This is a genomic window from Bisbaumannia pacifica (genome assembly GCF_007989625.1).
Classification (GTDB): domain Bacteria; phylum Pseudomonadota; class Gammaproteobacteria; order Pseudomonadales; family Halomonadaceae; genus Bisbaumannia; species Bisbaumannia pacifica.
Genome location: NZ_BJUK01000009.1, coordinates 32,785 through 52,211, shown reverse-complemented (window position 1 = coordinate 52,211; position 19,427 = coordinate 32,785). Strand labels below are relative to the sequence as shown.

Here is a 19,427-nt window from a genome sequence, read left to right as displayed (position 1 = left end):
CCGGCTGCTAGGATAGGCGGCGTGGGGTGCCCTCGCTGGCGCCACGGGTTCAGGCTCATTTCAGGTTCGTGCGCTATAAATGAGCCTCCCCAGACACCACGCAAGAGGTGACACCATGCGCAAGACGCTGCTAGCCCTGCTCCTCGGCCTGACCGCGACCACCGCCTTCGCCGCCGGCGAACACGGCGGCTCCCATGACGCCACCGGTGAGGCCGATATCGATCGCACCATTCGTTTCGAGGCGGGCGACATGTGGTTCGCCCCCGAGGGGCTCGACATTGCCCCGGGCGAAACCCTCCGCTTCGAGATCACCAATACCGGTCATCTCGAGCATGAATTCGTCATCGGCGATGCCGAGGCTCAGGAGGCTCATCGCCGGATGATGCTGGAGATGGGCGGTAGCCATGGCCATGGCGAACACGGCGGCCATGATATGGCCGAGGGAGCACACGGCGGTCAGATGCCCTCGGTGACCATCGCGCCGGGCGAGACGGCGGTGCTGGTCTGGACGGCCCCGGCGAATGTGGACGACCTGGAGTACGCCTGCAATATCCCGGGCCACTATGAGGCCGGCATGTCCGGGACCATCGAGTTCCAGGGATGAGCTTGCCGCATGAAACTGTTGCTTCTCGAGGATGACGACCTGCTCGCCGAGAGCCTGGCCGAGAGCCTGAAAGACAACGGTTACCGCACCGACCTGGCCACCTCTCTGGGGACGGCCAGGTCACTGATGGCCACCGAAACCTATGCGCTGGCCATCCTCGACCTGGGGCTGCCGGATGGATCGGGCCTGGCGCTGCTCAGGCAGTGGCGCCAGCAGGGTCGCGACCTGCCGGTGTTGATCCTGACCGCCCGCGACACCTGGGAAGACAAGGTCGTGGGGCTGGAAGGCGGCGCGGATGACTACCTCACCAAACCCTTCCACGAGCCCGAGCTGATCGCCAGGATCAAGGCGCTGTTGCGGCGACGTTCCGGCCACCTCTCCCTGCAGCTCTCGCTCAACGGCGTCTGCCTGGATGAGGCCAACCAGAGCGTCAGCGTCGACGGGGGCCCCTGGCGCACCCTGACGAGTACCGAGTTTCGCCTGCTGCGCTACTTTATGCACCACCCCGATCGCATCCTCTCCAAGGCGCATCTGCTCGATCAGCTCTATGCCCTGGATCAGGACGCGGCGGCCCCCAACCTGGTTGAGGTCTATATCGGGCGGCTGAGGCGCCACCTCGGCAGGTCGCGGATCGAGACCCGGCGCGGCCAGGGGTATCGCTTTGTTTCGCATTGATCGACGCAGCCTGCGGATGCGCCTGCTGGCCCGCGCGAAGGGCGACTACGACTGAAGATTAGCGGTGTCGTCGCTGAGGAAAGGCCGAGGCTGTGATCTTGTCGTTTTTCGATATGGTCACTGTACAAGTTTTTACAATTCACGATTGGGCTTTCAGCTCTATTTCAAGTTATCTCGCTACGCTGAGAGTGTCATCAAAGCAGAGGAAACTCTCATGAAACTAAAAATCGTCACCTTCGGAATCGCATTGGCAAGCGCCATCTCAACGCCGACCATGGCCAGCATGGGAGGCAACAACAGCATCCCCGCCATATTGGAAAAAGGGATTTCATCTACGCAGATTCTGGCAAATGGGCACCCGAAACGCCTACAGGTTAATATTGACCAGCCCACCACATTGAATGTCACCAGCGAGCACTTTCCCGGCATATCAAGCCAGGGTAGCCATATCACCGGGACCCTCTATGATGCTTCTGGCCAGCGTATTGCCGAGGCCTCAAGCCCTAATGGGCACTTCCTGATCCAGCGTCAATTGCGGCCCGGAAACTATTTACTGGAAATTTCTGGATGGTCGCCAGGCGGCAATACGGCAGATCTACGCAATCGGTATGAATTACATGCCACCTATTGACCCCATTTAACTATTGGCATGAATCAAGAAGGCCAGACGGGAGCTGGCCTTCCTTAGTGAGAACCACCCTTCGACAAGAGCGCATCGGATCTCAAGAAACCGGCACTCACTAAACAGATCAAGACATGTTTCGGCTAGCCTGCTTGGCCTCACGGAGAAGAAAATTAAGCCTGAGGCTCGGCGACGCACTCCCGGCGCGCTTGCCGGACGAAGCCATGACTTCGACGGGGCGGGGCTCGGCCTTGACTGTGCTGCGATTGCCGGTCTTTCGCCATGCTTGAACGAAAACCGAAGCCTAAGATAGCTTGTCGTTACGTTAGCTCTGCCTCACTTCAAGGTCAGACTCTACGAAGTCGATGTGTATCTCGCCCGCCCTCGACGCTATCTTGGTAAATTCGTGAACCATACACGCCGTGGCCAGGGATACCGACTTGTTTCGCATTGATCGACGCAGCCTACGCATTCGCCTGCTGGCCTGGCTCTCCGGCATCGCCCTGCTGGTGACCGGCACCACCTGGCTGCTGCACGGCATCTTGCTGGAGGACCTAGCACGCGACTTTCTCGGAGAGCGCCTCGAGCGCGAAGCGCGAAGCGCGATCGAACAACTACAGCAAGATCGCCAATCCCTACCCGTCGTGCTGGACTCGGCGAGCCAGAGCTACCAAATCTTCCACCATCTCTATGTGCTGCGCCTCGGAGGCGATATCTCCGCGTCGGACGAGCGCTGGAAAGATGTGCTGGCGCCGCTGCTCGATGAGGCGCCTGAGGCTCATGTCGAGGTGAGGGCGGACGAACAGCACTTGCTGGTCTATCGACGCCACTTCACCCTGAATGGAGAGGCTGGCGTATTGCTGGTGGGCGAAGACTTTGCACAGGTGGAGGCCGGATTGGCGCAGCTGCATTGGTGGGTAGCCGGCATCGCCGCCGGATTGTTGCTGTTACTGGTCACCCTGAACCTTCTCGCTGTCAACCGAGGACTTATCCCACTGTCTCGGTTGCGCGACCAACTTGGCCAACTGCAAGCCGGGAAACGCGAACGCCTCTCCCCGGACGTGCCCTCGGAGCTGGATAGCCTGGTCATGCAGCTCAACCATTTCATGGACGAGATCGACGCTCGCCTGCAGCGCTCCCGCGACTCATCGGCCGACCTCTCCCATGCCCTGAAGACGCCGCTGGCGGCGGTCACCCAGGTACTGAGGGGCGCGCGTCCCATCGACGACGAGCGTCGCCAGAAGTTGGTGCGGCGCCTCGAGGAGGTGCATGCCCAACTGGATGCCCAGCTGCGGCACTCACGCATCGCCGGCCCCCATGCCGGGCGCATGAGTGACCCGCACCGGGATGGCACCCGCCTGATCGAGCTGTTTCGCGCCCTCTACCCGGATCGACGGTTCACCCTGCGCCTGCCGCAGGCCAGCGACCAACGCGTGCCCATCGAGGCCCAGGATCTCTCCGAAATGTTGGGCATCCTGCTCGATAACGCCGGGAAATGGGCCACCCGCGAGGTGACCTGCCACATCACGCTCACGGACGGCCTGCGTATCCTCGTCGAGGACGATGGGCCCGGCGTCGCCGAGGCCGACCTGTGCCGTCTCGGCCGGCGGGGCATGCGTCTCGATGAGCGCCACCCCGGGTACGGGCTGGGCCTGTCGATTCTCACGCAACTGGTATCGCGCTACTCGGGACAGACTCGGTTTGCCACCAGCCCGCTCGGCGGCCTGAGGGTCGAGCTGACGATTCCCCTACGGTCGGAGTAAGGCCAGTTTTTTTCAGGGCGAATTCAGCTTGCCCCGTCAAGATGGCTCCGACCAGACACTGACGGGAGTCCTGCATGGCAAGTTCGAGAGTCATCACCCAGCCACTGTCCCGCCGCCAGCTCCTGAAAGGCGGCGCGGCCCTCGGCCTGGGATCGGCGGCCGCCCTGGGCCTTCGCCCCAGTTGGGCCGACCCCTGGGGCCAGACCAGCACCTATGCCAAGGGCATCGAGGAGGGGCCCGAGGTGTCCCTGGCGATCCGTCGGGAATCGCTGCCGATCGCCGGCCAGGAAGCCCATCCGATCAGCATCAACGGTGGAAGCCCCGGGCCGCTGATTCGCCTCAGGGAGGGCCAGGATGCCGTGCTGCGGGTCACCAACCTGCTCGACGAGCCCACCTCCATTCACTGGCATGGCCTGATCCTGCCCCCCGGGATGGACGGCGTGCCGGGGATCAGCTTCGCCGGCATCGCCCCCGGCGAGACCTTCACCTACCGCTTTCCGGTGCGCCAGAACGGCACCTACTGGTATCACAGCCACTCCGGCCTGCAGGAGCAGCTCGGTCATGCCGGTCCCCTGATCATCGACGCCGCCGAGCGCGAGCCCTTCCGCTACGACCGCGAGCATGTGCTGCTGCTCACCGACTGGACCTTCGAGGAGCCCATGGCGGTGTTCCGCAACCTCAAGACCGCCGAGGGTTACTACAACTTCCAGGAGCGTACCGTCGCCGACTTCTTCGCCGACGTGCGCGAGCGGGGCTTCGCCGCGACGGCCGAACAACGCGGCATGTGGGCACGCATGCGCATGAGTTCGCGGGATATCGCCGATGTGACCGGCAGTACCTACACCTACCTGATCAATGGTCACTCGCCCGAAGAGAACTGGACGGCGCTGTTCCGGGCCGGCGAGCGGATTCGCCTGCGGATCATCAACGGCTCGGCGATGAGCTACTTCGACGTGCGCATCCCGGGGCTGAGGATGACCGTGGTGGCCGCCGACGGCCAGCCGGTGCAGCCGGTCCCCGTCGACGAGTTCCGTATCGCGGTGGCCGAGACCTATGACGTCCTGGTGGCCCCCGAGAACGACACCGCCTATACCCTCTTCGCCGAGTCCATGGACCGCAGCGGCTATGCCCGTGCCACCCTGGCGCCCCGGGAGGGGATGACCGCGGAGCTCCCCGAGCGTCGCCGGATCGCCGACCGCGGCATGGAGGCCATGGGCGCCCACGGCATGGCGGGCATGGATCACTCCACGATGGAGGGAATGGACCACTCCGGCATAGGAGGCATGGATCACTCCACGATGGAGGGAATGGACCACTCCGGCATGGGAGGCATGGATCACTCCTCGATGGAGGGAATGGACCGCTCCAATATGCCGGGAATGGATCATTCAAATAGGCCGGGCATCTCGGGGGAACAGGACAGGATCGCCGCCGGTGGCATGCTGGCGGCAGGCGCGGCACAACCGGGCTCCCGCTACGACCAGGCCGGCATCGGCATCGATCCCGATGAACGCCGCGTGCTGGTTTACCGCGACCTCAAGGCCTTTACTCCCTGGCCGGATCGTCGCGAACCGGGCCGCGAGCTGGAACTGCACCTCACCGGCAACATGGAACGTTATATGTGGTCCTTCGATGGTCGGAAATTCAGTGAGGTAAGCGGCCCCATTCATTTCGCCAAGGATGAGCGCCTGCGCCTGATCCTGATCAATGACACCATGATGGAGCACCCCATCCATCTCCACGGCATGTGGATGGAGCTCGAGAACGGCCAGGGCGAGCTGATTCCCCGCAAGCATACCCTCAACGTCAAGCCCGGCGAGCGGGTCTCGGCGCTGATCACCGCCGACGCCGTGGGCAGTTGGGCCTTCCATTGCCACCTGCTCTACCACATGGACGCCGGCATGTTCCGTGTCGTCGAGGTGTCGTAAGGAGAAACCATGAATCCCCGAATCTCACTAACCGTGGCCGGCGCCCTGCTGGCCATGGCCACGCTCCCCACTGCCCAGGCGGAGGACGGCTATGATGCCCCGGCCGACTGGCCCGCCCCGATGGTCGAACACAACATGGCCATGGCGCTGTTCGAGCGGCTGGAATACGCCGTACCCGACAAGGGCGAAGAAGCACTAATCTGGGACTTTCAGGCCTGGTACGGCGGTGACGTCAACCGCCTCTACCTGAAGTCCGAGGGCGAGAGCGTCCAGGGCGACGGTGAGGATGCCGAGTTCGAATCGCTGGAGTTCCTATACAGTCACCTTGTCGCCGATTTCTGGGAGCTCCAGGGTGGCATCGGCTATCAGGGCGGGGTCTTCTCCGACGACCATGCCGAGCGCACCTACGCCGTGATCGGCCTCCAGGGCGTGATGCCCTACGGCATCGAGACCGACCTGGCGCTGCAAGTCAGCGACGAGGGCGACGTCTCGGCCAGCCTCGAGGGTGAATACGACCTGCGCCTGACCCAACGCCTCTACCTGCAGCCACGCACCGAGATCGCCGTGGCCGCCGACGAGGCCGAAGCATTCGGCGTCGGCGAGGGGCTCAACTCGGTACGCGTGGGCCTGCGCCTGCGCTACGAGATCACCCGGCGTGTCGCCCCCTATCTCGGCACCTACTGGGAGAAACGCTATGGGGAAACCGCCGACCTGGCCCGCGCCGACGGCGACCGCAGCGAGGATACCGGCGTCGTCGCCGGGATCAGGCTGATGTTCTGATCTGCGTCCCTGCCTCGTTATCGACGTCACCGCAAGGTGGCGTCTTTCACCTGGAAAGCGCTCACTTCTTGACTTGAGTCAAGGGTGAGGCCGACTAGATTCAGGCTACGCTCAGACAGAATACTCATACTGATACCCATGAGCCCGCAGTCATGCGTTAGGCGTGTAGTTTCCCCTATGCCGAGATGAGCTTCGATGACATCTGCCGGGAAGTCTTCTCGCTGCATGATTAGATCATCGCGCTATACCGCTACCTCGAAGGACGCGCCGAGATCCCCGAAACCCGCAACCTGATTGACCAGCTCCTGAAACTCGAGGCAATGCGCCTGGCCCAGCATTCCAACCGGGCCAGGGGCCTGTAGGGCGGTGCTGCACCGGAACCATCTTCTGGAGGCGTTACCCCAGCCGCTGTTGCATGGGATTAGCCTGTGTGCAGCACGTCGCCGAAATAATGCAAGCAAAGTCCCGAATCGGCTCAATAGCTTGAGGAGAACGATCATGGAAATTCGCCAGCAGACTCTCGCCCTCGGACTCGCCCTGGTACTCGGTGCCAGTGGTACCGGTGTTGTCCTCGCTCAGAGCATGCCGACCAATCAGTTCGGTCAGGGAAGCGGCATGATGGGTGGCAACGGCGGCCAGGGTGGCATGGGGCCCGACATGATGAGGGGAATGATGGGTGGCGGCCAGGGCGGCATGGAGCCCGGCATGATGAGGGGAATGATGGGTGGCGGCCAGGGCGGCATGGGCCCCGGCATGATGCGTGGAATGATAGGCGGCGGGACCATGCCCTGCCCGATGATGGGCGACGCCGGCATGGGCATGATGCAGGAGATGCTCGAGTCGGAGCAGCGCGACGAGATGCGTGAACTGATGCAGGCACATCGCCCGGCACAGTTCGAGCGTATGGGACGCCTGATGAACCTGCGCGATGACCTGATGGCGGAGATGCACCAGGAGCGCCCCGACCCGGCGGCCGTGCAGGAACACCATGCTCGTATGGCCGAGTTGCACGGGGAGATGCTGTCCGAGATGGTGCGCATGCGAAATGCCATGCATGACCTCATGACCGACGAACAACGTCAGCAGCTGCAACAGGCGAACCCGGAGGGTGGTGTCGATCCAGACGGCCACGACGAGCATCACTGAATCACTTCGATTGAAGCGCCAGAACGTCCAGGCGGCCACAGAAGGTCCGCCCCTTCGGCTTCTCCAGCAGGAGATACGCGATGAGAGACACCGCGACAAGAACGATCACCCTAACGGTCCCCGGCATGGGCTCGGACCACTGTGCCGGCATCGTGCGCAAGACACTCGAACGCCTCGATGGCGTGGGCGATATCCAGACCAATATTGCCAACCACCATATCAGCGTGACGCTCGATGAAGGTGGGCCCGACAGCGACATGTTGAAGGAAGCCGTCGAGGGCGCCGGCTATGACGTGGCTGCCGTGCAGAGCGACGAGGCGGAGGACGCCGACAGCGACGCCGAGATCGAGGAAGCCTATCTGAGCCAGGCCCGCAAGCGGCTGATCATCGCCGCCGTGCCCACCACTCTGATCATGCTGCTGATGATGCCGCACATGTTCTGGCAGCCGATCCCGGGGTATCTCGCCATCATCGCCGTGCTGGCCTTCCCGGTGGTGTTCCTCCAGGGCGGGGCCGCCACCCATCGATCGAGCTGGCGCTCGCTGAAGAACGGCACCTTCAACATGGACGTGCTGATCTCGATGGGCAGCCTGCCGCCCTACCTGATCGGTCTGGTCGGCTTCGTCTATCCGATGACCTCGTTCATCGAGATGGCCGCCACCATCATGACCTTCCACCTACTGGGCCGCTATCTGGAGGTCCTGGCCAAGGGGCGCGCCTCCCAGGCCATCCGCCGCCTGCTGACCCTGGGCGCCAAGACCGCGCGGGTGGAGCGCGATGGCGAGGAGGTCGAGGTGCCGGTGAAGGAGCTAGCCACCGGAGACATCATGATCGTGCGACCGGGCGACAAGATTCCCACCGACGGGGAGGTGGTCGAGGGCGAGAGCCACCTGGACGAGTCCATCGCCACCGGTGAATCGATACCGGTCTACAAGAGCGCCGGCGACGAGGTGATCGGTGCCACCCTCAACAAGGAGGGACGCCTGCGGGTCAAGGCGACCCGGGTCGGTGGTGACACCTTCCTCTCCCAGGTGGTGCGCCTGATCGACCAGGCGCAGGGCTCACGGGTGCCCATCCAGGAGTTCGCCGATCGCATGACCGGACGATTCGTGCCGGCGGTCCTGGCCATCGCCCTGGCGAGCCTCGCGGCCTGGGCGCTGTTCCCGGAAGCCTTGCGGCCGATCCTCGACTGGGGCGCCGGCTTCCTGCCCTGGGTGACCCCCGGGGCCGCCACGCCGGTGCTGGCGATACTCGCCGCCATCGCCGTGCTGGTCATCGCCTGCCCCTGCGCCCTGGGCCTGGCCACCCCCACGGCGCTGATGGTCGGTTCCGGCATCGGCGCCGAGCGCGGCATCCTGATCCGCTCCGGTGAGGCGATCCAGACCTTCAAGGACGTCAAGGTGATGGTGCTCGACAAGACCGGCACCATCACCCGGGGCGAGCCCAGGCTCACCGAGGTGGTGACCGCCGAGGGCAGCGATGAGAGCCACCTGCTCACCCTAGCGGGCAGCGTGGAGAATGCCTCTGAGCACCCCATCGCCCGGGCCATCGTCGACGGTGCCCGGGAGCGCGACGTGAAACCCGGCGAGGTCAGCGAGTTCCGCTCCACTGGGGCGCGCGGCGTCTCGGGCAAGGTCGGCGAGGAGAGCGTTCTGATCGGCAACCGACGCCTGCTCGAGGAGGAGGGCGTGACCGGCCTCGAGGCCCTGGACGACGCCATGGGCGAGCTCGAGGGCAAGGGTCGCACCGTGGTGATCGTCGCCGCCAACGGCCGGGCGCTGGGGCTGGTCGCGGTGGCCGATACCCTCAAGCAGGAGTCGGTGGAGGCCATTCGCGGCATGCACGACCTCGGCCTGCACGTGGTGATGATCACCGGCGACAATGAACGCGCCGCCCACGCCGTGGCAGACGAGGTGGGCATCGACGAGGTCCAGGCAGGCGTGCTTCCGGAAGGCAAGGTCGAGGCCATCCGCGCGCTTCAGGAGAAGCACGGCAACCACGTGGCCATGGTCGGCGACGGCATCAACGACGCCGCGGCGCTCAAGCAGGCCAACGTGGGCATCGCCATCGGCGCAGGCGCCGACGTTGCCATCGAGGCGGCAGACGTGACCCTGGTGCGCGGCGAGCTCACCGGGGTGGTGGATGCCATGCATCTGTCTCAGGCCACTTTCGGCAAGATCGTCCAGAACCTGATCTGGGCCAGCGCCTATAACGTGGCCGCCATCCCCATCGCCGCCATCGGCCTGCTGCACCCGATGATCGGGGTGATCGCCATGACCACCAGCTCGCTGTCGGTGATCGGCAACTCGCTGCGCCTCAAGCGGCGCTACGCCCGCGAGCAATCCCACCGCGAGCCATCGACTGCTGCCCAATCGTCTCAGTCCTAAGACAAAGGCGACCTCTTATGACACAGCCACATCCCCCCAAACGCCCCACAAAAAAGATCGAGCCGCAGAAGGCACCATCACCACATATCAGGGCGCTTCATAAATGGATGATGACCGCCTGCCTGATGCTAATGGGAGGCGCCGTGCTGCTCTTCATGTGGCGCGGCCAATCGCTGGCCAGCGGAGCCTGGCTATTGCTGCCCCTGGCACTCTGTCTCGGCATGCATTTCCTGATGCACCGTCATCTCGGGGATCATCAGCATGATTAGGAAGAGTAACGAGAGGCTAGCTGCCCTACGGTATCTATCGATAACGTGATAAAACGACTCGTGTCATGTGCTTTAGAAGCGATACACAACAGGTAAACGACTGGCAGGAAAGAAGCTGAAAGAGGGCTGATTGGCATCGATTCCAGACAGGTAACGCCGACGCCCTACTGGCCCTTTCTCGGTCGGTCAATTGCCACTGGCCAAGGCCTGCGTCAGCAATGTCGTTCTCCTCGGTCAGCATGATCGCCAAAGTGCCAAGCTTCGCCGGATCGCCCTCGATAAGGCATCTCGGTATGCGTCGGGCCGCCCTCGCCAACGCTGGAGACGGCCCGACGCCAATGGCCTCCGTGGCCCGTCAAGCCAGATGCTGCCTGAGCCACTGGGCCAGTTGGGCCGGCTGCATCACCCCGGCCTGGCGCGCCAACTCGCGACCCTCGCGGAATACCATCAGGGTGGGAATGCTGCGGATGCCGAAGCGTCCGGCCAGGGCCTGCTGCGCCTCGGTATCCAGCTTGGCGAAGCGCATGCGCGGCTCCAGCTCCCGGGTGACCTGGGCGAAGATCGGCGCCATCATCTGGCAGGGGCCGCACCAGCCGGCCCAGAAGTCCACCACCACCGGCAGCTCGCTGCGCGCCACCAGGGCGGAGAAGTTTTCGGCGGTCAGCGCCACCGGTTCGCCGGTGAACAGCGGTTGCTTGCACTTGCCGCAGCGTGGCGCATCGCTCAGGCGCGCCCGGCTAACGCGATTGACGGCATGGCAATGGGGGCAACCCAGGGTCAGGGCATCGGACATGGGAGTCTCCTCGAGGTGATAACCCAGGAGATGGAGGCCGAGGCAGGTATCTTCAAGCCGGGCGGCCCTCGACCGACGCCGCCCGATAATGCACCGCCAGCCAGATGCTGTCGCACTCCGGCGTCGTCCAGGCCACGCGATGGCGACGATGGGCGGGGATCAGCAGATGGTCACCCGGCAACAGCTGGCGGTTCTCGCCGTCCTCGAACTCCAGGCGCGCCTCACCGGCCAGCAAGGCGACCCATTCGTGATCGGCCTGATCGTACCAGCCGGAAACGTGTCCCCGGGAGACGATACGCTCTACCCGCACGTCCTGGCCCCGGGCCAGGACGTCGACGATTTCCTCGGGGAGCGCCTCGGCTGGCGAGGCAAAGAGATTGACGAGCCTCATCGCTGCCCTCCACCAAAGTCGGATTGTTCGCACCGCTCAGGCTGTCATGATGCACGGCATAGCGCGAAGACAACCAATAACAACAAGAGCCACCATAAAAAGCGTCGCGGCAACAACAAGAATAAGATACGCATAAAAAAGGCCCCCCGAAGGAGGCCAGGTGGAGCACGCCAGCTCACTCTGTGTATCGCCATTATCCGACGATGTTGCGACTCGTCACTCTCTTCTCGTTGTTATTGCTCTCGGACGCCCCGCGTCGATCCCGTAATTTCTTCCTTGCCCTTCGACCGGTTTTCTCGGCCGAGGCATCTGGCTATGATTACCTATTCGAAATCCATGCCACCCTCTCTAGAATTTCTTTACTATCAATCAGTTAAAAAACAACCTCCATGCCATACTCAGTCTGGTGCTGCCCCCAGGCTCACGGCGCCGCACCACTAAGGGGCTTTCTCTACTCGATCTGCCTCATCCTTGTGCATCACTCTATCATCGTCCTTATCTCTGGTGATATTTCCTGCCTTTAGGCATAAGCTATGTAAATCGGCACTCTCTTAATCCCCCTGTCGGGACATCCATCCACCCATGATGTTGATGGAAAGGCTTTCCATAACGCATCATTGCCGGCACCTTATCCCGCCGGAGATTCCCTGATGACGCACCCCCGCCTCGGCTTTATCGGCATCGGCCTGATGGGCGACCCCATGACCCGCCGCCTGCTGGCGGCCGGCTTCGATGTCACCGTCTGGAACCGCTCTCCCGCCAAGGCCGAGCCGCTAGGCGAGGCCGGCGCCCGTCTCGCCGCCTCCATCGCCGAGCTGGTCGCCGAGGTCGACGTGATCATGCTCTGCCTGGCCAATACCGATGTGGTGGAGTCGGTGGTCTTCGGCGAGGAGGGCGTGGCTGCCCATGGCCGCCCTGGGCAGCGGCTGATCGACTTCTCCAGTAGCGACCCGGCGGCGACCCGGGACTTCGCGGCCCGCCTCGCGGCCGCCTGCGGCATGGACTGGGTGGACGCCCCGGTCTCCGGCGGCGTGGCCGGCGCCGAGGCGGGCAGCCTGGCCATCATGTGCGGCGGCGACGCCGACGCGGTCGACGCCTGCCGACCGCTGATGGCGCCGCTGGCCGCCCGGGTCACCCATATGGGCCCGGTGGGCGCGGGCCAGGTCACCAAGGTATGCAACCAGATGGTGGTAGGCTGCCAGGCGGCGGTGCTGGCCGAGATGGTGGCGCTCGCCGAGGCCAGCGGCGTGGACGCCACGCGCCTGACCGAGGCGCTCTCCGGCGGCTTCGCCGACTCCAAGCCGTTCCAGATCCTCACCCCGCGCATGGCGGCCGGCGACTTCGCCAACCCGCCCTGGCACCTGCGTACCCTACTCAAGGACCTGGACATGGCGGTGGCCCAGAGCCAGCGTGCCGGCAGCGCCACCCCGATGAGCGGCCTGGCCGCCCAGTTGATGCGCGCCCACGCCAAACGCGGCCACGCCGAGCAGGACCCGGCGATCCTGGTGGAGGCCTATCGGGACTGATCCGCGTCTTCCACTGCCCTCTCTCGCCGCCCTCTCTCGCCGCCCTTTCTCACCGCTCTCTCACCCCCTCTCCTGCGGCCCCGCCATCCTGGCGGGGCCCTTTTGTCGATTGTTCCCCTCCGCCGCCTTCCGTACACTTGTTTGATCTTCAGTGACCCTTTCGACGAGCGAGACAGCCATGGCATTCGCGGGAACTTCCACCTATGTGGCCACCGAGGCCCTCAAGCAGGCGGTCAATGCCGCCGTGACCCTGGAACGCCCCCTACTGATCAAGGGCGAGCCGGGCACCGGCAAGACATTGCTGGCCGAGGAGCTGGCGGCCGCCCTGAACACCCGGCTGATCACCTGGCATATCAAGTCCACCACCAAGGCGGCCCAGGGCCTTTACGAGTACGACGCGGTGAGCCGGTTGCGCGACTCCCAGTTGGGCGTGGAAGGCGTGGAGAACGTCGCCAACTACATCAAGCCCGGCAAGCTGTGGGAGGCCTTTACCGCGGACGAGCGGGTGGTCCTGCTGATCGACGAGATCGACAAGGCAGATATCGAGTTCCCCAACGACTTGCTTCAGGAACTCGACCGCATGGCCTTCCATGTCTATGAGACCGGGGAGACCATCCAGGCCAGGCACCGGCCGATCATCGTCATCACTTCCAATAACGAGAAGGAACTGCCCGACGCCTTCCTGCGCCGCTGCTTCTTCCACTACATCGAGTTCCCCGACCGAGAGACCATGCAGGCCATCGTCGATGTGCACTTCCCGGAGATCGCGCCGAAACTGGTCAGCGAAGCCCTGGAGGTGTTCTTCGAGCTGCGCCAGGCCCCGGGGCTCAAGAAGAAGCCCTCCACCTCGGAGCTGGTCGACTGGCTGAAGCTGTTGATGGCCGACGACCTGGCCCGCGAGGCGCTCTACCAGCGCGATCCGGTCAAGGCGATCCCGCCGCTGGCCGGGGCCCTGGTCAAGAACGAGCAGGATACCCAACTGCTGGAGCGGCTGGCCTTTATGCTGCGCCGCAAGAGTCGCTGAGTCATGTTTATCGGCCTGTTCGAGACCCTCAAGCGCGCCGGGGTGCCGGTTTCCCTGCGCGAGCTGCTCGACCTCCACGCGGTGGTGGAACGCGGCGTGGTGTTCGCCGACATGGAGGCCTTCTACCGGGTGGCGCGCACCGTCATGGTCAAGGACGAGCGCCACTTCGACCGCTTCGATCGCGCCTTCGCCGCCTGGTTCGAGGGCCTCGAGAATCTGGATGCCGCCATCGAGGCGCTGATCCCCGACGACTGGCTGCGCCGCGAGTTCGAGAAGCGGCTCAGCGAGGAGGAGAAGGCGAAGATCGATTCCCTCGGCGGGCTCGAGGCGCTGATCGAGACCTTCAAGCGGCGCCTGGAAGAGCAGAAGGAGCGCCACGCCGGGGGCAACAAGTGGATCGGCACCGGCGGCACCAGCCCCTTCGGCGCCTACGGCTACCACCCGGAGGGCATCCGTATCGGCCAGGACGGCTCCCGCCACCGCCGGGCGGTGAAGGTGTGGGATGAACGACGTTTCCGCGACTACGACGACTCCCTGGAGCTCGGCACCCGCAATATCAAGATGGCCCTGCGCCGGCTACGGAAGTTCGCCCGCCAGGGGGCCGCGGCGGAATTCGACGTGGATGCCACCATCCGCGAGACGGCCCGGGACGCCGGCCTGCTTAACGTACAGATGCGCCCCGAGCGGCATAACGCGGTGAAGGTGCTGCTGCTGCTCGATGTGGGCGGCTCCATGGACGACCATATCCGCACCTGCGAGGAACTCTTCTCGGCGGCCCGGGCCGAGTTCAAGCACCTGGAGCCCTACTACTTCCATAACTGCGTCTATGAAGGCCTATGGAGGGACAACGCCAGGCGTCATGACGAACGCATCCCGACCCTGGACGTGCTGCATACCTATGGGCGCGACTACCAGGTGGTGATCGTCGGCGATGCGGCCATGTCGCCCTACGAGATCACCCACCCCGGCGGCAGCGTCGAGCACTTCAACGACGAGGCCGGGGCGGTGTGGCTCAGGCGCCTGGTGGACGCCTTCCCCCGCCTGGTGTGGCTCAATCCCATGCCGCCCCGGGCCTGGGAGTTTACCCACTCCACCCAGCTGATCCGCGAGCTGATCGAGGATCGCATGTATCCCCTGAGCCTAGCGGGGCTGGAGGCGGCGATGGTCGAACTGGCGCGGCGGAGATAATAACCAAATATAGTTATTATCTGGAAAAATAACTCATAGAGGCTATATTGAGGACAGATGCCTACCGTGACCCCGCGGCAGGCCCGTTCGGGAGATAGCCATGCCCCCCACCATTGCGGTCATCACCGGCGATATCATCGCCTCGCGCCGGTTGGGTCCCGCGGAGCGGCTCTCGGCGGTCCTCGATCACGCCCTGTCCCGACTGGCCACTCGCTTCGGCGCGATCAGCCAACGCTACCGGGGCGACGGCTTCCAGCTCGTCCTCCCCCAGGCCTGGCAGGGCGTATCGGCCGCCGTCCTGCTGCGCGCCGAGCTGATTCGCCACTCCCGGCCCCGGCAGCGCTGGGATGCCCGCCTGGCCATCGCCATCGGCCATGACGACCCATGGCGGGACGAGGCGCGCATCGCCGATGCGAGCTCGGCGCCTTTCGTGACCTCCGGCGAGACACTCGATGCCCTGGACGGCGACCACCACCTGGCCCTGCGGCTGACGTCGGGCGACGCGCCCTGCCTGGCCCTGCTGATACGCCACCTGGACGCCCTGCTCGACGCCTGGACCCCCGCCGCCGCGGAGGCCATCGCCGAGCTGCTGTGTCATCCTGAATCCCAGCAGGCCCTGGCCGAGCGGCTCGGCATCAGCCAACCCGCCGTCCATAAACGCCTGCGCACGGCTCACTGGTCGCTGCTCCAGGAGACCCTCGGCTACCTGGAACGGCGCCTCAAGGACGAGACCCCGGCCCATGACTAATCCCGACTCCCTGTTGCTGGCGCTGTGGCTGGCCCATTTGACCGGCGACTTCCTGCTCCAGCCACGCGCCTGGGTCGAGGAGCGCTATCGCCTGGGGCACCGCTCGCCGCACCTCTGGCAGCATGCCCTGGTGCACGCGGCCCTCACCCTTGCCGTTCTGGTCATCGCCGCCGCCCATGATGCGCAACGGGGGGCGCTGGCGGTGCTCTTCGGCGTCCTGGTCGTGGCGATCAGCCACTGGTGGATCGACCTGGCCAAGTCATGGCTATCGCCTCACCGGCTGCGCTGGTTCCTGCTCGATCAGGCCCTTCATGGGCTGGTGCTGGTGGGGGTCTGGCTGGCCTGGGTCGGCAGCTGGCAGCCGCTCGGGGCCGCCGTTGCCTGGCTCGCCACGCCCCGGGTGCTGGGCCTGGCCTGCGCCTACCTGCTGGTGTCGCGTCCGCTCTCCATCGCCATCGCCCTGGTGATGCGGCGCTGGAGCGACCAGCTCGAGGCCACCGGGACCCTGGCGGCGGCGGGTGCGAGGATCGGCATGCTGGAGCGCTTCCTGGTACTGACCCTGGTGCTGCTCGACCAGCTCACGGCGGTGGGCTTCCTGCTCGCCGCCAAGTCGGTGCTGCGCTTCGGGGACCTGCGCGAGGCCCAAGACCGCAAGCTCACCGAGTATGTGCTGCTGGGCACCCTGCTCAGCGTCGCCTCGACCCTGGCCCTGGGCTTGATCCTAAGACGGCTGCTGGAGGGCTAAGCCGATGTGGCGATCCCTGACGGTGCTTGTCGCCGCTTCCCTGCTCCTGCTGACCGGGTGTACCGCCCCATCCATGCTGGAGCGGCGCCATGGCTATCTTGTCGATCACACCCATGGCGCCCCGTCCCATACCAGCCGGGTGCGCCACCTGGTGATCCACTACACCAGCAGCGACGAGGCGCGCTCCCTGGCGACACTGACCGGTCCCCATGTCAGCGCCCATTATGTGCTGCCGCTCCCGGCTCGCCGGCACGACGGCGAGCCGCTGGTCTACCAGTTGGTGGACGAGTCCCGACGCGCCTGGCACGCCGGCGCCAGCGCCTGGCGGGGACGCACCAACCTCAACGACACCTCCATCGGCATCGAGGTCGTCAACCTTGGCCCCGACCGCTCCTTCGCCGAGGTGGAAGCCGCCCTGGAGGCGGCCCCCGAGGTCGCCCCTGCCATCCACTGGGCGCCCTACCCCGAGGCGCAGATCGACGCCCTGATCCGCCTGGCCCGGGATATCATCGCACGCCACGGCATCCGTCCCAGCGACGTGGTGGCCCACTCGGATATCGCCCCGACCCGCAAGATCGACCCGGGCCCCGCCTTCCCCTGGCAGCGACTCTATGCGGCCGGCATCGGCGTCTGGCCCGAGGCGGCCAGGGTGGCCCACTACCGGGCGCGCTTCGCCGCGGCCACCCCCGACACCGCCACCCTGCAGCGGGCCCTGGCGGCCTGGGGCTACCCCCTCGAGGTCAGCGGCGAGCTCGATGCTCCGACCCGCGCCGTGCTACGCGCCTTCCAGATGCGCTTTCGTCCCGCCGACTACCGCGGCCGGCCGGATGCCGAGACGGCGGCGATGCTCTGGGCGCTGCTGGAGCGCTACCACCCCGAGGCCCTTGAGGCGCTAACGCCTTATACCGAGGCGTCCCCGGAGGCGGCGCCCGGCAGATAGTGGATGACATCATGGAAGCGCAGCGGCCCCTCGCCCAGATTGCGCATCACATGGTGACGGTCGGCATGGAAGCGCAGCCCCTCGCCGGGTTCCAGGCGCCGCGCCTCGTCGCCCTCCAGGGTCAGCCCCAGGGTGCCTTCGACCACCACGATATGCTCCACCACCCCCCGGGCATGGGGCGACGACTCGCTGACCGCCCCGGGGGCCAGCTCGATCTCGAACATCTCGAAGCCCAGCAGCGGGTCGAAGGGGAAAAGCACCCGCGCCTGCATACCCGCGGCATCGCGCCCCCAGCGGGTCTCCGCCGCCGGCCCCTCCTCGGCGTCCGCCCCCGGCGGGGCGAACAGCGACGAGAAGGAGACCGCGAAACCGCTGGCGATCTTCCATAGCGTCGATACCGTGGGGCTCGACTCGCCCCGCTCGATCTGCCCCAGCATCGCCTTGCTGACCCTGGTGGCCCGGGCCGCACGGTCGAGGCTCCAGCCCTGCGCCTTGCGCAGGCCGCGCAGTCGGGTGGCGAGATGGTTGGCGATCTCCTGCATCAGCGCCTCCAATGAGAGTTATTCCTATTGTGCGTTATAGCGCACAATGCTAGAGTGCCGCCATTGTACGCTATAACGCACATCGCAGGCAGACGCCCCGGCGTCAGGAGACATCGGCATGCCACCCCAGACTCAAGGATTCGAGGCATCGCGTCGCTCGCTATGGCGCGACCTCAGCCCCTCCACCGTCACCGCCGGCCTGGTGGCGGTGCTGGTGGGCTATGGCAGTTCGGCGGTGATCATCTTCCAGGCCGCCGAGGCGGCGGGCGCCAGTCAGGCACAGATCGGATCCTGGCTGTGGGCCCTGGGCATCGGCATGGGGATGACCTCCCTGGGACTGTCGCTACGCTACCGCATGCCGGTGCTCACCGCCTGGTCGACCCCCGGGGCCGCCCTGCTCGCCACCAGCCTGCCCGGCGTACCCATGGAGGAGGCGATCGGCGCCTTCCTCTTCTCGGCGGCGCTGATCACCCTGTGCGGCGTCACCGGCCTGTTCGGCGCCCTGGTCAAGCGCATTCCCCCGGCCCTGGCCGCGGCCATGCTGGCCGGGGTGCTGCTGCGCTTCGGCATCGACCTCTTCGCTACCTTCGAGACCCAGTGGCCGCTGCCCCTGGCCATGCTGCTGGCCTATGCCCTGGGCCGGCGTTTCGTGCCCCGCTACGCCATCGTCCTGGTGCTGCTCACCGGGGTGGTGATCAGCGCCGCCCAGGGGCAGCTCCAATTGGACGGTATCGCCCTGACCCCGACCCTGCCGGTCTTCACCGCGCCGAGCCTTGCGCTCTCGACCCTGATCGGCGTGGGCATCCCGCTCTTCGTGGTGACCATGGCCACCCAGAACCTGCCCGGCATCACGGTATTGCGGGCCGCCGGCTACCCGGCCCCCAGCTCGCCGCTGATCGGCTGGACCGGCGCCACCACCCTGGTGCTGGCGCCCTTCGGCGGCTTCGCCCTCAACCTGGCGGCGATCAGTGCCGCGGTCTGCCTGGGCCGCGAGGCCCACGAGGACCCGGCCCGGCGCTACACCGCCGGGGTCGCCGCCGGGGCCGGCTACCTGGTGCTGGGGATCTTCGGCGCCACCGTCACCGCCCTGTTCGCCGCCTTCCCCGCCGAGCTGGTGATGGCCCTGGCCGGCCTGGCATTGCTGGGCACCATCGGCAATGGCCTGGCCGGCGCCATGGCCGACCCCGAGCAGCGCGACGCCGCCCTGGTCACCTGTTTGTTCACCGCCTCCGGGGTCACCCTATTGGGCATCGGCGCCGCCTTCTGGGGCCTGCTGGCGGGAATGGCCATGCTGGGGCTGCATGCCTGGCGGCGCTAAGGCCTAGTCTCGCGTCGCCGGGAGAATTGGCGACGGCC

At 65.6% G+C, this 19,427-nt stretch carries 19 protein-coding genes; 16 read left to right on the top strand and 3 right to left on the bottom strand.

All coding sequences use genetic code 11. From position 1 onward, the window contains the following. The first annotated feature begins 115 nt into the window (after positions 1 to 115). The 9 genes from HPA02_RS05495 to HPA02_RS05455 all read left to right on the top strand — a co-directional run bounded on the left by HPA02_RS05495 (position 116) and on the right by HPA02_RS05455 (position 10,174). Positions 116 to 604, top strand: coding sequence for a cupredoxin domain-containing protein (locus tag HPA02_RS05495; RefSeq protein ID WP_146802086.1), 489 nt, complete (start codon positions 116 to 118; stop codon positions 602 to 604). A 9-nt stretch (positions 605 to 613) separates the two neighbouring features. Next, entirely contained in the window at positions 614 to 1,279 is a 666-nt protein-coding gene (locus HPA02_RS05490) for a response regulator transcription factor (protein WP_146802085.1), read from the top strand. Positions 1,280 to 1,493: 214 nt separating this feature from the next. Further along, on the top strand, positions 1,494 to 1,910 hold the full coding sequence (locus tag HPA02_RS05485) for a peptidase associated/transthyretin-like domain-containing protein (RefSeq protein WP_146802084.1): 417 nt from the start codon (positions 1,494 to 1,496) through the stop codon (positions 1,908 to 1,910). A gap of 431 nt (positions 1,911 to 2,341) precedes the next feature. Beyond that, entirely contained in the window at positions 2,342 to 3,664 is a 1,323-nt protein-coding gene (locus HPA02_RS05480) for a sensor histidine kinase (RefSeq protein ID WP_146802083.1), read from the top strand. Positions 3,665 to 3,738: 74 nt separating this feature from the next. Continuing rightward, positions 3,739 to 5,592 (top strand): copper resistance system multicopper oxidase, encoded by a 1,854-nt coding sequence (locus HPA02_RS05475; RefSeq protein ID WP_146802082.1) that lies wholly within the window; start codon positions 3,739 to 3,741, stop codon positions 5,590 to 5,592. Between the two features lie 9 nt (positions 5,593 to 5,601). Continuing rightward, positions 5,602 to 6,372 (top strand): copper resistance protein B, encoded by a 771-nt coding sequence (locus HPA02_RS05470; protein ID WP_232341054.1) that lies wholly within the window; start codon positions 5,602 to 5,604, stop codon positions 6,370 to 6,372. Between the two features lie 498 nt (positions 6,373 to 6,870). Then, on the top strand, positions 6,871 to 7,518 hold the full coding sequence (locus tag HPA02_RS05465) for a Spy/CpxP family protein refolding chaperone (protein WP_146802081.1): 648 nt from the start codon (positions 6,871 to 6,873) through the stop codon (positions 7,516 to 7,518). 80 nt (positions 7,519 to 7,598) lie between these two features. Then, complete coding sequence (locus HPA02_RS05460) at positions 7,599 to 9,905, top strand: heavy metal translocating P-type ATPase (protein ID WP_146802080.1); 2,307 nt, start codon at positions 7,599 to 7,601, stop codon at positions 9,903 to 9,905. A gap of 17 nt (positions 9,906 to 9,922) precedes the next feature. Beyond that, the gene (locus tag HPA02_RS05455; protein WP_146802079.1) at positions 9,923 to 10,174 is read left to right on the top strand and encodes a hypothetical protein; all 252 of its coding nucleotides are present in this window, start codon (positions 9,923 to 9,925) and stop codon (positions 10,172 to 10,174) included. Positions 10,175 to 10,529: 355 nt separating this feature from the next. Here the strand turns inward: HPA02_RS05455 and trxC are convergent, their stop codons facing one another. Further along, a complete protein-coding gene (gene trxC, locus HPA02_RS05450) occupies positions 10,530 to 10,967 on the bottom strand; it encodes a thioredoxin TrxC (protein WP_146802078.1) in 438 nt (145 codons plus the stop codon). Between the two features lie 52 nt (positions 10,968 to 11,019). Further along, positions 11,020 to 11,358, bottom strand: coding sequence for a cupin domain-containing protein (locus HPA02_RS05445; RefSeq protein WP_146802077.1), 339 nt, complete (start codon positions 11,356 to 11,358; stop codon positions 11,020 to 11,022). A 650-nt stretch (positions 11,359 to 12,008) separates the two neighbouring features. Here HPA02_RS05445 and HPA02_RS05440 point away from each other — a divergent pair. From HPA02_RS05440 to HPA02_RS05415, 6 genes are all read left to right on the top strand, one after another. Then, positions 12,009 to 12,884 (top strand): NAD(P)-dependent oxidoreductase, encoded by an 876-nt coding sequence (locus tag HPA02_RS05440; protein WP_146802076.1) that lies wholly within the window; start codon positions 12,009 to 12,011, stop codon positions 12,882 to 12,884. Positions 12,885 to 13,062: 178 nt separating this feature from the next. Further along, positions 13,063 to 13,908 carry an AAA family ATPase gene (locus HPA02_RS05435; protein ID WP_146802075.1) on the top strand — a complete coding sequence of 282 codons (846 nt, stop codon included), beginning with the start codon at positions 13,063 to 13,065 and terminating at the stop codon, positions 13,906 to 13,908. 3 nt (positions 13,909 to 13,911) lie between these two features. Next, the gene (locus HPA02_RS05430) at positions 13,912 to 15,096 is read left to right on the top strand and encodes a vWA domain-containing protein (protein WP_146802074.1); all 1,185 of its coding nucleotides are present in this window, start codon (positions 13,912 to 13,914) and stop codon (positions 15,094 to 15,096) included. Between the two features lie 100 nt (positions 15,097 to 15,196). Beyond that, positions 15,197 to 15,844: a MarR family transcriptional regulator gene (locus HPA02_RS05425; protein ID WP_146802073.1), complete on the top strand. Its 648-nt coding sequence runs from the start codon at positions 15,197 to 15,199 to the stop codon at positions 15,842 to 15,844. Then, positions 15,837 to 16,589, top strand: a complete 753-nt coding sequence (locus HPA02_RS05420) for a DUF3307 domain-containing protein (protein ID WP_146802072.1) — start codon at positions 15,837 to 15,839, stop codon at positions 16,587 to 16,589. The genes HPA02_RS05425 and HPA02_RS05420 overlap by 8 nt, the downstream gene beginning before the upstream one ends. A gap of 4 nt (positions 16,590 to 16,593) precedes the next feature. Beyond that, positions 16,594 to 17,529, top strand: coding sequence for an N-acetylmuramoyl-L-alanine amidase (locus tag HPA02_RS05415; RefSeq protein ID WP_146802071.1), 936 nt, complete (start codon positions 16,594 to 16,596; stop codon positions 17,527 to 17,529). On the opposite strand, the gene HPA02_RS05410 is transcribed toward HPA02_RS05415, so the two are convergent. Then, entirely contained in the window at positions 17,490 to 18,071 is a 582-nt protein-coding gene (locus HPA02_RS05410; RefSeq protein WP_146802070.1) for a helix-turn-helix domain-containing protein, read from the bottom strand. The two genes, HPA02_RS05415 and HPA02_RS05410, sit on opposite strands and share 40 nt — an antisense overlap. A gap of 118 nt (positions 18,072 to 18,189) precedes the next feature. On the opposite strand from HPA02_RS05410, the gene HPA02_RS05405 reads away from it, so the two are divergent. Continuing rightward, positions 18,190 to 19,389: a benzoate/H(+) symporter BenE family transporter gene (locus HPA02_RS05405; RefSeq protein WP_146802069.1), complete on the top strand. Its 1,200-nt coding sequence runs from the start codon at positions 18,190 to 18,192 to the stop codon at positions 19,387 to 19,389. Positions 19,390 to 19,427 lie beyond the last annotated feature (38 nt).